Origin of the sequence: Halorussus sp. AFM4 (assembly GCF_051194995.1) — an archaeon.
GTDB lineage: Archaea > Halobacteriota > Halobacteria > Halobacteriales > Haladaptataceae > Halorussus.
Genome location: NZ_JBNTJT010000003.1, coordinates 31,624 through 46,980, shown reverse-complemented (window position 1 = coordinate 46,980; position 15,357 = coordinate 31,624). Strand labels below are relative to the sequence as shown.

General features: G+C 70.8%; 16 protein-coding genes. 10 read left to right on the top strand and 6 right to left on the bottom strand.

The window, feature by feature from the left end:
* Positions 1-4: 4 nt before the first annotated feature.
* Positions 5-1,558: a phytoene desaturase family protein gene (locus ACQUQF_RS13255; protein ID WP_435179576.1), complete on the bottom strand. Its 1,554-nt coding sequence runs from the start codon at positions 1,556-1,558 to the stop codon at positions 5-7.
* 164 nt (positions 1,559-1,722) lie between these two features.
* Here ACQUQF_RS13255 and ACQUQF_RS13250 point away from each other — a divergent pair, with 164 nt between their 5' ends.
* Positions 1,723-2,031: a hypothetical protein gene (locus ACQUQF_RS13250; protein WP_435179575.1), complete on the top strand. Its 309-nt coding sequence runs from the start codon at positions 1,723-1,725 to the stop codon at positions 2,029-2,031.
* 53 nt (positions 2,032-2,084) lie between these two features.
* On the opposite strand, the gene ACQUQF_RS13245 is transcribed toward ACQUQF_RS13250, so the two are convergent.
* From ACQUQF_RS13245 to btuC, 3 genes are all read right to left on the bottom strand, one after another.
* Positions 2,085-2,804: a class I SAM-dependent methyltransferase gene (locus ACQUQF_RS13245; protein ID WP_435179574.1), complete on the bottom strand. Its 720-nt coding sequence runs from the start codon at positions 2,802-2,804 to the stop codon at positions 2,085-2,087.
* Between the two features lie 125 nt (positions 2,805-2,929).
* Positions 2,930-4,267 (bottom strand): ATP-binding cassette domain-containing protein, encoded by a 1,338-nt coding sequence (locus ACQUQF_RS13240; RefSeq protein WP_435179573.1) that lies wholly within the window; start codon positions 4,265-4,267, stop codon positions 2,930-2,932.
* 295 nt (positions 4,268-4,562) lie between these two features.
* The gene (btuC, locus tag ACQUQF_RS13235) at positions 4,563-5,663 is read right to left on the bottom strand and encodes a vitamin B12 ABC transporter permease BtuC (protein ID WP_435179572.1); all 1,101 of its coding nucleotides are present in this window, start codon (positions 5,661-5,663) and stop codon (positions 4,563-4,565) included.
* Positions 5,664-5,724: 61 nt separating this feature from the next.
* Between btuC and ACQUQF_RS13230 the strand changes: the two genes are divergently transcribed.
* The 3 genes from ACQUQF_RS13230 to ACQUQF_RS13220 all read left to right on the top strand — a co-directional run bounded on the left by ACQUQF_RS13230 (position 5,725) and on the right by ACQUQF_RS13220 (position 7,442).
* On the top strand, positions 5,725-6,855 hold the full coding sequence (locus ACQUQF_RS13230) for a PGF-CTERM-anchored ABC transporter substrate-binding protein (protein ID WP_435179571.1): 1,131 nt from the start codon (positions 5,725-5,727) through the stop codon (positions 6,853-6,855).
* Between the two features lie 72 nt (positions 6,856-6,927).
* A complete protein-coding gene (srp19, locus tag ACQUQF_RS13225; protein ID WP_435179570.1) occupies positions 6,928-7,209 on the top strand; it encodes a signal recognition particle subunit SRP19 in 282 nt (93 codons plus the stop codon).
* Between the two features lie 5 nt (positions 7,210-7,214).
* Positions 7,215-7,442 carry an H/ACA ribonucleoprotein complex subunit GAR1 gene (locus ACQUQF_RS13220; protein ID WP_435180395.1) on the top strand — a complete coding sequence of 76 codons (228 nt, stop codon included), beginning with the start codon at positions 7,215-7,217 and terminating at the stop codon, positions 7,440-7,442.
* Positions 7,443-7,475: 33 nt separating this feature from the next.
* On the opposite strand, the gene ACQUQF_RS13215 is transcribed toward ACQUQF_RS13220, so the two are convergent.
* A complete protein-coding gene (locus ACQUQF_RS13215) occupies positions 7,476-7,793 on the bottom strand; it encodes a hypothetical protein (protein ID WP_435179569.1) in 318 nt (105 codons plus the stop codon).
* 170 nt (positions 7,794-7,963) lie between these two features.
* Here ACQUQF_RS13215 and ACQUQF_RS13210 point away from each other — a divergent pair, with 170 nt between their 5' ends.
* Both ACQUQF_RS13210 and ACQUQF_RS13205 read left to right on the top strand, forming a co-directional pair.
* Positions 7,964-9,052, top strand: a complete 1,089-nt coding sequence (locus tag ACQUQF_RS13210) for a presenilin family intramembrane aspartyl protease PSH (RefSeq protein ID WP_435179568.1) — start codon at positions 7,964-7,966, stop codon at positions 9,050-9,052.
* A 43-nt stretch (positions 9,053-9,095) separates the two neighbouring features.
* On the top strand, positions 9,096-9,401 hold the full coding sequence (locus ACQUQF_RS13205; protein ID WP_435179567.1) for a hypothetical protein: 306 nt from the start codon (positions 9,096-9,098) through the stop codon (positions 9,399-9,401).
* 327 nt (positions 9,402-9,728) lie between these two features.
* Here ACQUQF_RS13205 and ACQUQF_RS13200 read toward each other — a convergent pair whose 3' ends face one another.
* Entirely contained in the window at positions 9,729-10,727 is a 999-nt protein-coding gene (locus tag ACQUQF_RS13200) for an ornithine cyclodeaminase family protein (protein ID WP_435179566.1), read from the bottom strand.
* Between the two features lie 428 nt (positions 10,728-11,155).
* Here ACQUQF_RS13200 and ACQUQF_RS13195 point away from each other — a divergent pair, with 428 nt between their 5' ends.
* The 4 genes from ACQUQF_RS13195 (at position 11,156) to ACQUQF_RS13180 (ending at position 15,353) form a co-directional block, all read left to right on the top strand.
* Positions 11,156-11,656 (top strand): DUF7549 family protein, encoded by a 501-nt coding sequence (locus tag ACQUQF_RS13195; RefSeq protein WP_435179565.1) that lies wholly within the window; start codon positions 11,156-11,158, stop codon positions 11,654-11,656.
* Between the two features lie 135 nt (positions 11,657-11,791).
* Positions 11,792-12,265 carry a DUF5793 family protein gene (locus tag ACQUQF_RS13190; protein WP_435179564.1) on the top strand — a complete coding sequence of 158 codons (474 nt, stop codon included), beginning with the start codon at positions 11,792-11,794 and terminating at the stop codon, positions 12,263-12,265.
* A gap of 431 nt (positions 12,266-12,696) precedes the next feature.
* Positions 12,697-14,058, top strand: a complete 1,362-nt coding sequence (locus tag ACQUQF_RS13185) for a phosphomannomutase (protein ID WP_435179563.1) — start codon at positions 12,697-12,699, stop codon at positions 14,056-14,058.
* A 143-nt stretch (positions 14,059-14,201) separates the two neighbouring features.
* A complete protein-coding gene (locus ACQUQF_RS13180) occupies positions 14,202-15,353 on the top strand; it encodes a BMP family lipoprotein (RefSeq protein WP_435179562.1) in 1,152 nt (383 codons plus the stop codon).
* Positions 15,354-15,357 lie beyond the last annotated feature (4 nt).

Sequence of the window (15,357 nt, the reverse complement as noted above, 5' to 3'; positions counted from 1 at the left end):
GGCGCTACTCGCCGTAGTCCTCCAGGACGGCGTCGGCGGTGTGCTGGCCGCTGATGAGACACATCGGGACGCCGATGCCGGGCGTCGTGTACGACCCCGTGAAGTAGAGGCCCGGCACCTCGGTCGAGCGCCGGTTGGGCCGGAGCGGGCCGGTCTGGCGCAGGGTGTGGGCCAGGCCGAGCGCCGAGCCGCGGGCGGCGTTGTACCGGTCGGCGAAGTCCGAGACGCAGAACCGCTCCTCGACGACGATGCGGTCCCGGAGGTCGACCCCGGTGTTCTCCGCGATGTCGTCGAGCACGAAGTCGCGATATCGCTCGCGGGTCGCGGGGTCGTCGTCGAGGCCGGGCGCGATGGGAACGAGGGCGAACAGGTTGCTGTGGCCCTCGGGCGCGACCGTCTCGTCGGTCTCGCTGGGGACGCAGAGGTAGTAGGCCGGGTCGTCGGGCCAGCCGGGCTCCCCGAAGATGCCGTCGAAGTGGTCGTCCCAGTCGGTCGGCAGCACCAGGGTGTGGTGTTCGAGCGGACCGAGGTCGCCCTCGACGCCGAGGTACAGCAGGAACGCCGAGGGCGCGTAGGTCCGGGACTCCCAGTAGTCGGCGTCGTACTGCCGGCCCTGGGGCGGCAGCAGCTCCTGCTCGGTGTGGGCGTAGTCGGCGTCGCTGACCACGAGGTCCGCCCGGAGGTGGTCGCCCGCTCGGTCGGACCATTCGGCGTCCACCTCCACCCGGAACTCCCCGGCCGACCCCAGGATGGCCTCGACCTCGCAGTCGGTCAGGTACTCGACGCCGAGCTCCGCGCCCAGCTCGGCGATGCCGTCGACGACGCCGCCCATCCCGCCCTCGGGGTAGTGGACGCCGAGGTTGAAGTCGACGTGGCTCATCAGGTTGTACAGCGCCGGCGTGTTCTCCGGCGACCCGCCGAGGAAGACCAGCGTGTACTGCATGATCTGCTGGAGCTTCGGGTGGTCGAAGTACTCCTCGACGTGGTCCTGCATCGACCCGAGGAACGTCAGCCCGCGGGCGTGGCGGGCGACGTCCCAGTCGACGTAGTCGCGGAACCGGGGCCGGTCGGTGTAGACGAAGTGCTCCATCCCGATCTCGTAGGTCTCCTCGGCCTCCGCGAGGTAGGCGTCGAGCGCCGCGCCCGCGCCGGGTTCGTACTCCTCGAAGGCGGCCTTCGTCGCCTCGCGGTCGGCGGTGACGGTCACCGCGTCGCCGTCTCGCGGACCCCGTCCGCTCGACGTGTCCGCGCCGGCGGGCGGCGCGCTGTCCTTGAAGAAGATCTTGTAGTGGGGGTCGAGGCGCTCCAGCCCGTAGTAGTCCTCGGGCCGCCGATCGAAGTGGCCGAAGAACCGCTCGAACACGTCGGGCATCAGGTACCACGACGGGCCCATGTCGAACCGGAACCCGTCGCGTTCGAGCACGCTCGCCCGGCCGCCGAGCTGCTCGTTCTTCTCCACGACCGTCACGTCGGCCCCGGCGTCGGCGAGGTAGCATGCGGTCGCGAGCCCGCCGAACCCGCTGCCCACGACGACCACCGACCGGTCGGCGAGTGTCATGCCGGGGTGTCAGGGCGGGAGTCACATAAATTGACGGCCGGACGCGCGACGCCGGGGCGCGGCCCCCGACCGGTCGAGACGGCCGAAGCGTCGTCCGATTGTCCGATTTCCGACCTATCACCGGTACATTTATATCTGGACGATTACCCTCTTGCAAACGCGAAATGAACCCCGCGAAGTTCGCCCTCCTGCTGGGCGTCGGTCTGCTCGCCTTTCTGTTCGTCGTGTCTCTCTACGTCGTCTGGACCCGCATCGTCGGCCTCGACCCGACGCTCGCCCAGTGGTGCGCCGACCTCTCGCGGCCCGGCCGGGTGGTCATCGCGCTGGTCTCCGGGGTCGTGCTCGGCACCGCGAGCCTGGCCGCGCCCAGCGTCCAGGTCGGCGTCGCGGGGATGGTGCTGCTCGCGGCCAGCGTCTTCGCGGCACTGATGCTGTTCGAGCTGGCCCAGCAGCGCGAGCGCGCGGTGAGTTGACGGGCCCGGCGGCCGGTACCAGCGCCCGCAGTGGCTGCCCCTCAGCGCCGCGGTTACCGCTTCTCGAGCGCGATCCGGTAGTGGACGGCGTCCTCGTCCGGGCCGTACCGCACGTCCTCGACCGTCCAGTCGGTGGCGAGCGCGGCCTCCCGGACGCGGTCGGGGCTGAAGAGCCGGAACACCAGGACGTCGCTGGCCTCGCCCTCGTACTCGAACCACATCGCGCGCGAGGCCAGCCCCGGCGCGGGGTCGTCGCGGTAGCCCAGCATCTCCTCGATACCTTCGCGCTCGGGGTCGTAGCAGTCCAGCACTGCGGTCGCGTCGGACGCCGTGACGTGCGCGAGGTCCGCGAGGAACCGCCGGAGCCCGTCCATCGACCCGGCCAGCCCGAGCTGTGTGCCGATGGCGAGCGCCGACCGGAACCGCTCGCGGTCGAACTGCTCGCGGAGCGCGAACATGTCGCCCCGGCGGGCGTCCTCGACGCCGCGTTCCCGCAGCGTCTCGACCAGCGGCTCGCTCACCTCCAGGGCGACCGTCTCGAACCGCTCCTGGAAGTACAGCGCGTGCCGGCCGGCGCCGGCCCCGAGGTCGAGCAGCGGGCCGTCGAGCCGCGAGGCCAGCCACTCGTCGGCCTCGTCGTCGACGGCGTACTCCCCGAAGTAGAACTCCTCGACGGGGTGGTCGCGGGTCCAGTCGCCGTCGCGCTGCACCAGCGGTTCGTCGCGCTCGTCGCGGTGGTGGTCGCGGACGGCGCGGCCGAACGGGTCGGACATGCCCGAACTGTCAGCCAGAAACCGGAAAAGCGTTCGTGAGAATCGGTACCATCTAGCGCCGGGGGCGGCGCGTTCGGACTGCGGCGACTCCGGACGGTCGCGGACGGGAACCCCGGCGTCGCGAACTACTCGGATTCGGGTGCCGGCACGCCGTCGGTCTCGGCCACCGATTCGCCGACCGCAGCGAGGAGGTCGTCCGGGCCGACGACCCGGCCGCGTTCGCAGAGCTCCCGGTAGAGCGCGGCCGCCTCGCTGCCGGCGTAGTTGCGCTCTGCGAAGGGCCGCTCCTCGACGACGACCACCGAGTCGGCCTCGCGGGCGGCCCGGAGGTTGGCGAGGTTGCCCGCGCCGACCTCCACGTCGGCCAGGACAGCGACGTCGGCCTCCCGGACCCGCGACTCGACCGCGCGGCGGGCCGCCTCGCCGACCGGCGCGAACGGCTCCTCGGTCACGACGTCGAGGCCCAGCGTCCGGGCGGTCTCGAGGTCGGAGTCGCCCTCGTTGAGCGCGCCGACCGACACCTCGTAGCCCGCGGCCGACAGCACGTAGAGCAGCCGCGAGACCGTCCCGCCGCCGCCGACGACGTGGACCCGGCCCTCGCGCTCGCTCGGGCGGTCGGGGAGCGCGGTGACGTACGTCGACCCGGTCACGGGGTGGCTGGAGACGACCGCCCGCGTGTCGAAGGCGGCCTCCAGGTGCTCCTCCGAGAGGACGGTCCCGGGGTCGCCGCTGGCCCGGATGCCCCCGCCGGCGAGCAGCCGGAGCTCGTCGCAGTAGTGGGAGGCGAGGTTGAGGTCGTGGATGGCCGCCACCACGGTCTTGCCGTCCTCGTCGACCAGCTCCCGGACGAGCTCGAGCGTCCGGACCTGGTGGTTTATGTCGAGGCTGGCGGTGGGCTCGTCCAGCAGCAGCGCGGGGGTGTCCTGGGCCAGCGCGCGGGCCAGCAGCACGCGCTGGCGCTCGCCGCCCGACACCGCGGCGACCGACCGGTCGGCGAGGTGGGCGACCTCGGTGCGCTCCATCGCGGCGGCCACGCGCTCGCTGTCGGCGATGCCGGCGTTCGCCTCGCCCGGCGACTGCGAGTGCGATCCGTCGGAACCTACTCCGCCGGCCGCGCCGTCGCCGCCGGACAGCACGCCGCCGAACCGCGACCGGTAGGGATGGCGGCCCATCGCCACCACCTCCTCGACCGGGAAGTCGAACGACAGCGAGGTGTCCTGCGGGACGACCGCGACCCGGCGACTCGTCACCTTCGAGGAGAGCGCGGCGACTGGGTCGCCGTCGAGCCGCACCTCGCCGCGGTCGGGTGTCAGCACGCCGTGGATGGTCCGGAGCAACGTGGTCTTGCCCGCGCCGTTGGGGCCGACCAGGCCGACGAACTGCCCGTCCTCGATGGTGGTCGTGACCCCGTCGAGGATGCGGTTCCCGCCGAATTCGACGGCGACGTCGTCTATCTCTATCATGGATTGTTGGTCTCGAAATCCAATTTGTTCGTCACACTACCGCGGTTCCGTCTGGCGTTGTTTCGTCTTCGAAAGCCCCCGCCCGCTCGCGGTCGCTGGCCGACATATCCTCGGCTCGCTCCGCTCGCCTCGGATACGGGTCGGCCAGACGACCACGGGCCGGAGGCCCGCGAGCGGGCGGCCCCTTTCATCCACCCAGACAGGCAGTTGTGGGGCCGAGTGCAACCCTGCCAGTTGTTCGGCCGAGCGCAGTCGTGTCGGATGTATCGCCGAGCGTGGAGGTGAAAACGTAGTCTCACAGCGCGTGCACCTCCCGGGTCCGCAGCAGGTAGAGGAAGAACGGCGCGCCGAGGAACGCGGTCACGATGCCGACCGGGAGCTCCGCCGGGCCCGACCGCGCCACGGTGTCGGTCGCGACCAGGAACGACGCGCCGGCGAGCGCCGACGTGGGCAGCAGGATGCGGTGGTCCGGGCCGACCAGCAGGCGCATCACGTGAGGCACCACCAGGCCGACGAAGCCGATGACGCCCGAGACCGCGACCGCCGCGCCGGTCATCACGCTGGCGACCGCCAGCAGGAGGCGCTTCGTGCGCTCGACCTCCACGCCGAGCGCGTGGGCGTCCTCCTCGCCGAGCAGCAGGACGTTGAGGTCCCGGGCGTACGCCAGCAGGACGCCGAAGCCCAGGAGCGCGACCGGGAGCACGAGGGTCACGTCCTCCCACGCTGCCAGGTGGAGGTGGCCCATCAGCCAGAACACCGCCTGCTCTAAGCTCTCGCCGGTCTGGAGCAGCAGGAACGACACCACCGCGCCGAGGAACGTCTGGACCGCCACGCCCGCCAGCAGCAGGGTGGCGACCGGGGTCCGGCCGTCCTCGGTCGCGAGCAGGTAGACCCCGAAGGCGGCCGCGATGGCCCCGAGGAACGCCGCGGTCGGCAGCGAGAACGGCACCGCCACGGGGAGCGCGATGGTGGCGACCGCGCCCACCGCCGCGCCGGAGGAGACCCCGATGATGGAGGGGTCGGCCATCGGATTCCGGAAGAACCCCTGCATCACCACGCCGGCGGTCGCCAGCGCCAGGCCCACCACCGCCCCGAGCGCGATGCGGGGGAGTCGGATGGTCATCACGATGGTGCGGGCGGTGTCGGGCACCGCGAAGTCGAAGAGGGGCGCGAACTCGAACGACGGCGTCGGCGCGGTCAGTGCCAGCCCCGCGATCCGGACCGTCCGGTCGACGACGCCGACCCCGACCGGGACCGCCAGCGCGTTCAGCAGCACCTTCGCGACGACGACGTAGTCGAGCGCCACCGGACCGACCGCGGCGCTGGCGACTACGACGACCGCCAGCACGGCCGCCAGTCCGCCCGACCAGCCGACGACCCGCGCGCGTTGCCACATCGTCTGAAAGCCAGATTGCTTTAGGCAAATACTTATTGGATACGACCGGAGTTCGGGACGCATGAGACGCAAGGTCACGAGTCTGTTGGCGGTACTGCTGCTGGTGGTCACTGCCGGCGCCGGATCGGTCGGGGCGGCCCCGGTCGGGTCCGCCGGTGCGGCGTCGGTCGCGGGCCAGAGCACGACGACGGCGCAGGCGGACTGTTCGTTCCCGGTCACCGAGACCGACGCGACGGGGACCGAGGTGACGATCGAACAGAAGCCCGAGCGGGTCGTCACGCTCTCGCCGAGCGCGGCCCAGACGATGTGGGAGATCGGCGGGAAGTCGCAGGTCGTCGGCGTCTCCCAGTACGCCGCCTACCTCAAGGGCGCCGAGTCGCGCACCAACATCTCCGGAGCGGGCCAGTCGCGGGTCAACGTCGAGAAGGTCGTCGCGGCCGAACCCGACCTGGTGCTCGCGCCCAACGTCATCTCGAACCAGACGGTCCAGCGGCTCCGCGACGCCGGGCTGACCGTCTTCCGGTTCGGCTTCGCCACCTCGGTGGAGGACATCTACGCGAAGACCGAGCTCACGGGCCGGCTGACCGGCAACTGCGAGGGCGCCGAGGAGACGGTCGCGTCGATGCGGGACCGCATCGAGACCGTCCGCGAGGCCGTCGAGGGCTCGGAGCGTCCCAGCGTGTTCATCTCGGTGGGCGGCGGCTGGACCGCCGGGAACGGGACCTTCGTGAGCAACATGATCGAGCTCGCCGGCGGGAACAACATCGCCGCCGAGGCGAACGTCTCGGGCTACGGCCAGATCAGCGAGGAGGTCATCGTCCAGCAGAACCCCGAGTGGATCGTCCAGCTCGGCCAGTACGGCGCCTACCCGAAGACCGAGGCGTACAACAACACCGCCGCGGTGCAGAACGACCAGGTCATCACGCTGAGCGACCAGCACATCAGCCAGCCCGCGCCGCGCGTGGTCGACGGCATCGTCCAGCTCGCGAAGGCGTTCCACCCCGAGGCCTACGCCGACGCGAACGCGACCGCCACGACGACCGACGCGCCCGAGACCACGACCGACGAGGGCGCGATGCAGGACCAGGAAACGACCGCGACGACCGAGGCGTCCGGCGGCGTCCCCGGCTTCGGCGTCCCCGCGGCGCTGGCCGGGCTCGCCGGTGCGGCGCTGCTCGCGCGGCGTCAGTAACGCCGACGCGCGGCGGTTCGCCGAGCGGTCTCTTTCCTAAGTGTTTAACGGGCGGGGCGAGCAATCCGACGTATGGTCGAGAAAGTCCTGTGGCCCGCGTACTTCGACGCGGCGAAGAGCCGCAGAGAGGGGCGCCGGGTGGCCGCCGAGATGGCCGTCGAGGAGCCGACCGTCGACGAGATCGCCCAGGCGGTCCAGCAGGTGGGCTACGACGCGATAATCGAGCGCGACAAGGCCTACTCCCGGGAGAACTGGAAGGAGCGGGGTCGCGTGCTGGTCCAGAACGCCGACGACTCGTCGAAGAACGACCTGATCCAGGCGGTCGCGGCCTACGTCGCGGCGCTCCGGGACTGATGGCGATGCAACGGCTCGGCGAGGTCGTCCGGACCGCCCAGGGGCTGGCGGTCGTGCGGTGCCCCGACGACGACCCGCCGGACGTCGGCACCGAGGCGGTCGACGACCAGCTCAACGTCGCCGGTCGGGTCGTGGACGTGTTCGGCCCGGTCTCGCGGCCCTACGTCGCGGTCACGCCCGACGAGGGGGTCGCGCTCGCGACGCTGGTCGGAAAGAAGCTCTACGCCCGATAGCACGGCGCCGACCCTGCTCTTCTCCCGCCCTCGCTACTCGCGGCGCCGCCAGTCGTCGGCCGCCGCCAGCCGTGGCCGCTTCTCCTCGAACTCCTCCTCGGCCGCGCCGTAGAAGCGCTCGCGGCCGGCCGGGGTCCGGACGCCGAGGACGACGGTGTTGTCGGTCACGTCGTAGGCCGACAGCGTCCGGCCCGACCGCCGGTGTTCCCACGACCCCAGTACCTCCGCCTCCGCGACCACGCGCGACCCGAGGTCCCAGCTGAGTCGCGACACCGCCGGGAGCGCGAGCGGGAGCTGGCTCGGCAGGCGCGCGGCGCCCGACGACTGACCCCGCGTCCCGTGGCTTGCCATACCACGGCGGTGGCGGTCGGCCCGCAAAAGCGTACCGGTTGCCTCCCGAACGGGGACGACGGCCCTGCGGTCGCGGCGCTCCCGCCGTCGGCAGACGACGGGGTCGGCCGCTTCTCGCCGGCCGCGGGGAGACCACAACCCCAAAGGCCGCGGGGTGCGACGCACCCGACATGGAGAATCGAACGCGCGTGTTCGCCGCGACCGGGCTGACGGTCCTCATCTTCCTGCTGGTCCAGCTCGGCGCGCTGGCGCTGGTCGAGCCGTTCCAGCGGGCGGGCTACCAGCAGACCCCGGACCCCTCCGACCCGATGAACAGCCTGGTCTACGTCGGGGCGATCCTCGTCATGACCGGCGTGATGCTCGCCATCATGAAGCTCGACGTGGAGTGGCTGCTCCGCGGGGCGATCATCTTCACCAGCGGGCTGCTGTCGTGGTACGTCTTCTCGGTCGTGGTGCCGGCGTGGCTGGTCGTCGAGGTCGGCGGCGCGCCCGTGAATCTGGTCGCGCTGGGGCTGGCGGTGGCGGTCGCGGTGGCGCTGGCGGTCCACCCCGAGTGGTACGTCATCGACGCCGCGGGCGTCCTGATGGGCGCCGGCGCCGGCGGGCTGTTCGGCATCAGCTTCGGCCTGCTGCCGGCCATCATCCTGCTGACCGTGCTCGCCGTCTACGACGCCATCAGCGTCTACGGCACCGAGCACATGCTGACGCTGGCCTCGGGCGTGATGGACCTCAAGATCCCGGTCATCCTCGTCATCCCGCTGTCGCTGTCCTACTCGTTCCTTGACGAGGGGACGGCCGAGGAATCCGAGGCCGGCGAGGCCGACGAGGATCGGCCGACGGGAGACGCGACCGACGCGAGCGCGGCCGACGGCGGACGGACACGGGTCGCGGACGCCGAAGCGGACGACGAGACCGAGGTCGACGCCGCGGCCGAAACTGACGCCGAGGCCGAGCGCCCCGGGACGGGCGAACGCGACGCCTTCTTCATCGGCCTGGGCGACGCCGTGATGCCGACGGTGATGGTCGCCAGCGCGGCGTTCTTCGCGCCCGCCGAGCCGCTGGTCTCGGGCATCGCGCTCAACCTGCCCGCGCTGACCGCGATGGTCGGGACGACGGCCGGCCTGCTCGCGCTGCTGTGGATGGTCATGAAGGGTCGTGCCCACGCCGGCCTGCCGCTGCTCAACGGCGGCGCCATCGGCGGCTACCTCGTCGGGGCGCTCGCCAGCGGGATGACGCTGGTGCAGGCGCTCGGGCTCTGAGTTCCCGTAATCCTCTTTGGCGCGGCGGTAGTGTCCGTCGGTGATGGTCTGTCCGCAGACCGCACTGGTTCTCGGAATCGATGAGGGGTACTCCTCGGCGGTGGTGCTGGGCGTGTTTCTGGCGGCAGCAGCCCCGCTCGTCGGGATGTACGTGTTCACGAGAGTTCTGAGACTCCGGCGGTCGTTCCGGACTGAGACCGTCGGACCGCACGTCGTCGAACCGGTAGACCGGGAGTACGGCGACCAGCCGTACACCACCTACCGGTGCAAGTACTGCGAGCGGGAGTTCGAGCGGAAGGAGTTCTTCCGGGACGCGGACTGCGAGGAGTTCGCGGCCGTCGAGCGCTGAGCGCCGGACTCGTCCGGGTCTCCCGCGGCCCGTGATATGCCATCACAACTGATTTGCGAGCCCGTCGCAACCCATAACCGAAGCAACATACTCAAGTGCGAGTAAACATTTTATACGGATATGCGATGGCAGCACCCCCGAAACATGACCGACGTAGAGCGCAAGAAGAACGAGACGAAGGCCGGGACGAACTCGTCGTTCATCGCGGCCGTGATGATCGCGGCGTGAGGTAGCCTTGCACCGAGGCTCCAGTCGCGTCCTTTTCTGAACTTCGTAGCAGTACTCGACAGAATTATCCGCGCAGCGGTCTGGTCGTCGCGCGACCGACTACCGGCCAGTCAGCGCCTCGCTCGCCGGCGCGAACGAGATCTCGCTTCCGAGCCCCTCCGCTCTCGCCTTCTCGTAGAGCATGTGGGCCGCCGCGACCGTCTCGATGCCGGTGCCGCCGCTGTCGAAGACGGTGACGTCCTCGTCGGACTCCCGGCCCGGCGCCTCCCCGGCCACGACCTCGCCGAGTTCGGCGTGGACGTGGTCCTCGTCGACGATGCCCTCGTCGAGCGCGGCCAGGAACGACCCGGCGTCGCGGGTGACGCGCTCGCGGAGGTCGGGGACGTAAGTGGCCCGCTCGATGGTCGTCGCGTCGAGCTCGCGCTTGTTCGGGTGGTACTGGCCCATCGCGGTGACGTGGGTGCCCTCGGCCAGTAGGTCGCCGTCGAAGACGGGCTCGCTCGCGGTGGTGGCCGTCACGACGATGTCGGCCTCCTCGACCGCGGCCGCGCTGGAGGCGACCGCCGCGACCGAGGGTTCGAGCTGCTCGTTCATCTCCGCGGCGAACGCCTCGCGGTTCTCCTTGGTCGGCGAGTACACCCAGACGCTGTCTAAGTCCCGGACGGTCGCGGTCGCCCGGAGCTGGCCGCGGGCCTGCGACCCGCTGCCGATGAGCGCGAGCGTCGAGGCGTCCTCGCGGGCCAGCGCGTCGACGCCGACCGCGCCGGCCGCGCCGGTCTTGAACGGGTTCATGCTCGCGCCGTCGATCAGCGCCAGGGGCTCGCCCGACTCGGCGTCGAACAGCGGCGTCACGAACCAGGCGTCCTCCGCGCCGAAGCCCGCGGCGTACATGTACCCGCCCATCGCGCCGGTCTCGGGCAGCACGGCCGAGTAGTCGGTCAGCATCCCCGGCGGCTCCGCGCTGGTGAGCTTCTCGCGGGGACGGGCCGGTGCGCCCTCGCCGCGCTGGCGGTAGCCCTCCCGGACCGCGTCGACGTACTCGGCGGGCGTCGCGAGTCCGGCGACCTCCTCGCTCGTCAGGAACAGTGCGTCGGTCATGCGCGGGACAACACAGTCCAGCCCCAAAGTCGTTGAGGCATCGCGGTGAAAGCGGCCGGGGACGAACGTGAAGGTGGAGGATGCGCGTCGCCCTGACAGACTGACCGGCGCGCACTGGCGGGACCTCGTGTCGCGCCACCACTGCGCGAGGTCTTCGGGAACGAAGTGACCGAAAGCTCGTCGGAGCGTGCCTCCGACGGTGGACGAGGAGCGCAGCGAAGCGAGCACCGCAGGAGGCTGGGGAGGCGTGAGGCTGTCGCGGTGCTGTGCGGTACATATGTACCGGCAGTAGCTAGCTCTCTATCTAGCCCTCCACTCTCAGCCGTTCTCCGACTGTGTCCTTCCATTCTACTCCGATAGAACTCGTTACGCTCGCATCCCCACAGCGACCCGGTAGCTTTTACTCCCCTGGTTTCGGTGTCCCCCGCATGGTCTGGGTCCGGTCGGAGTACGCGGGCGAACTGGCCGTGGTGTCGGCGTGGCTCTCGGCGCTGCTGCCGTGGAACGTCACCTACTCGACGCTGGCGGGCGTCGGGAGCGTCCTGTTCGTCCGCTTCCCGTTCTTCCAGGTCCGGTACGTCGCCGGCATCTCCGTCGCCGACGGGCTGGCGGTGTCGTCGCCGCTGGGCGCGCTGGCCTACCAGCAGGGGCAGTCCATCGCGGTCGCGTACATGGCGTGGGCGGTCGGCGCCGGCGTGATCGGCGCCGCCGTGGCGCTGAGCCTCCTACTGTACCTCCGCGAGGAGCGCGTCGAGGCGACCGTCGACGCCGTCCGGCTGATGGGCGGGCTGCTCGCGCTCGCGGGCGTCGTCCTCACCGCCGCGACGTGGCTGCTGTGGACCCGGGGATTCCCCGGGCTGCCGGTTCCGCTCGGGGTCGTGCTGCTGTACCTGTTCGGCGGGACGCTGCTGGCGGCTCGTCGGGAGTAGCGACTCGACCCTGCTTCGGACCTACCACTCGCGCGACCGGTCTGAAGACGGGGGCGTCTGACGCCTGTCTGCCGGGTTCCACCCTGCCAGTGGCGTTACGTTCATGACGCGCCGGACCGTAGTGGGTCGTACGGAATGAGGCGCGACTACTTCACGCTGGAGGTGCGCAACGTCGACTGGGTCGAGGAGGACGCCGAAGCCGAGAAGCCGACGGTAATCATCGACTTCGAGGGTCCGTCCTCGACGCTCCGCGAGCGCCTCACGGGGACGGGGGACGAACTGCTCGACGCCGGGGAGACCGACGTGGCGTTCCGGCTCCAGGGGCCGGTCGACGACGACGAGACGACCGGCGTCGTCAGCGTCACCAACCGCATCACGGGCGACTTCGTGCTCGAACTCAACCAGGACGCCGACGACGTGCTCAAGTTCATCACCGCGGCCCGGGAGTACGGCAAGGCGACCAGCGACCGCGACGGCCGCTACCACGTCGAGATCAGCATCAACGGCGACGACCTCGTCGAGTACGACAAGAGCACGTTCCTCGTCTACAACGACGAGGGGAACCTGCTCCGCAAGCACAGTCTCATCCCCAGCGGCGTCGAACTCTGAACTCGCGGCTCGTCGGCGACCCTCCACCGGACCACCGACCGGAGCCCCGGACGATCAACTACCGGTACGACGCTTCTCGGACCGTCAGTACGTGCCGAACAGCAGCAGGTACGCCAGGATGACGGCCGACAGCAGCACGATACCGCCGATGACGATGTCGAACAGCCCTTGCGGATCCGTGAGACTCGGAATGCCCATATCCGGGGGTACGCCCACCCGTGGTTTAATTTTCACGGAATACGCCCGGTGCGCCCGGAACACGCTCGGAACGCGTCCGGACCGCGCCCGAAACACCTCCAGACGACGCCCGCGGTCGGAGGTCGCGACCGCCCTCCCGCCGGGTCCGACCCCGTAGCCCGACGCCGGCCCGGCCGAGCGGCGCTCGGGACGAACCGCGGAAAGCTAAGTATCCCGCTCCCCGAACTCGGGGCATGAACCTTTTCGGGACCGCGGGCATCCGCGGGAGCGCAGTCGAGACGGTCACGCCGGAGCTCGCGCTCGCGGTCGGCCGGGCCGCGGGCGCCGACGGCCGGGAGTTCGTCGTCGCCCGGGACGGCCGCGAGACCGGGCCGGCGCTGGCGGCCGCGATGGAGGCCGGACTGGAGAGCGCGGGCGCCGACGTGCGCCGGGCGGGCCAGTTGCCGACGCCGGCGCTCGCGTTCGCCTCGCAGGGGCGCCGGGGCGCGATGCTGACCGCCAGCCACAACCCGCCGACCGACAACGGCATCAAGCTGTTCGTCGACGGCGAGGAGTACGACCGCGAGGCCGAGGAGACCGTCGAGTCCCGCGTGGCGGCCGACGAGCCGCCGGTTGCCTGGGACGAGTGGGGCGACGGCGAGCGCGTGAACGTGCTCGACGAGTACCGCGAGGCGGTCGCGTCGTACGCCGCCCGGCAGGGCGCGCCCCTCGACGGCCTGCGGGTCGTCGCCGACTGCGGCAACGGGATGGCGTCGCTGGCGACGCCCCAGGTGCTCCGGCGGCTGGGCGCGGACGTCGTCGCGCTCAACGCCAACGTCGACGGCCACTTCCCCGGCCGGGAGAGCAAGCCGACCCCCGAGTCGCTGGAGGACCTCCGGGCGTTCCTCGCGAGCGACCCCGACGCCGACCTCGGCATCGGCCACGACGGCGACGCCGACCGCATCGTCGTGGTCGACGGCGACGGCGAGGTCGTCCACGAGGACACCGTGGTCGCGATCCTGGCGGCCCACTACACCGAGCGGAGCGACGCCGGCGACCCGGTGGTCGTGACCACGCCCAACGCCTCGGGCCGCATCGACGAGCGTGTCGAGGCCGCGGGCGGCCGGGTCGAGCGGGTCCGGCTGGGCGCGCTCCACGAGGGCATCGCCGCGGCCCGCGAGGCCGGCGGCGAGGACACCGCGGTCGTCTTCGCGGCCGAGCCCTGGAAGCACGTCCACACCGCGTTCGGCGGGTGGATCGACGGCGTGGTCAGCGCCGCGGTGGTCGCCCGGCTCGTGGCCGAGGCCGGCGGGCTCGGCCCGCTCCGCGAGCCCGTCACCGAGCGCCCGTACCGGAAGGTCAGCGTCTCCTGCCCCGACGACGCCAAGGCGGCGGCGATGGAGCGGCTGGAGTCGGCGGTCCCCGGGCGGTTCCCCGACGCCTCGGTCGCGACCGAGTACGGCGTCAGGGCGAGCTTCCCCGACGGGTCGTGGGTCCTGGTCCGGCCGAGCGGGACCGAGCCGTACGTCCGCATCTACGCCGAGAGCGACGACGTGGACGACCTAGTCGAGGCGGCGACCGAGGTCGTCGAGGACGCGGTCGCGGCCGAGACGTAGCCGGGGCCGGGACTCGGCGGTCGACGACGGGGGAAGTCGGTACCGCGTGCGCTACCACCCCGCACGTTTTGTGCGACGGTCTGTCACGGTTTTTACCGCGAAACGACGGTTTTATACCTCACTGACGAAGTTCTTGAGTCAAGATGACGAAAATTGACAAACGTAAGCGTCAGCTGCTCAAAGTAAGCGGTGCGGGACTCCTCGCCGGCGGCCTCGCGGGCTGTCTCGGCGGCGGCAGCGGCGGGACAGACACCACCACCGAGGCCGACGACGGGACGACCGAGGCCGGCGGCGAGACGACCGACTCGGGGGCGACCACGACTGAGTCGGACCCGCTGAACGTCGGGATGGTGTACGCCACGGGCGGGCTGGGCGACAACTCGTTCAACGACATGGCCCACAAGGGGATCAAGCAGGCCAAGTCGGAGTTCGGCGTCTCCTTCAAGAACGCCGAGCCGAGCAGTCCGAGCGACGTCGCGACGCTCCAGCGCAAGTTCGCCCGGTCGCAGAACCCCGACTACGACCTGATCAGCTGCATCGGGTTCGTCCAGACGAGCGCACTCAAGAAGAACGCCCAGCGCTTCTCCGACCAGAAGTTCATGGTGGTCGACACGGTGGTCGACAAGCCGAACGTGTCGAGCTACACGTTCAAGGAGCACCAGGGCTCGTTCCAGGTCGGCCACCTCGCCGGCCTGATGACCGACATGGACTTCAGCGCCGGCGCCGGCAAGACCAACGGCGACCTGACCGTCGGCTTCGTCGGCGGCAAGGAGGTCCCGCTCATCAAGAAGTTCGAGGCCGGCTTCAAGGCCGGCGTCAAGCACGCCAACTCCGACGTCACCGTCAGATCGGCGTACGCCGGCGCGTGGAGCGACCCCGGGAAGGGCCAGTCGATCGCCAACTCGATGTACAACAAGGGCGCCGACATCATCTACCACGCCGCCGGCGGCACCGGCAACGGCGTGTTCAAGGCCGCCCAGAACCAGGGCCGCTACGCCATCGGCGTCGACGCCGACCAGTCCAAGAGCCTCCCGGACTACGCCGACGTCATCCTGGCCAGCATGGTCAAGCGCGTCGACGAGGCGGTCTTCCGGTCGGTCAAGCGCACCGCGAACGGGAACTTCGGCGGCGGCTCGGTCCGGACCCTCGGCCTCGAGAAGGGCGGCGTCGAGGCGGTCTACGGCCAGGAGCTCGGCTCCGAGATCCCGAAGGAGGTCAAGTCGAAGCTCGAGTCCTCCCGGAAGAAGATCGTCGCGGGCGACATCGAGGTCCCCACCGACCCGAAGAACGTCTGAGGTC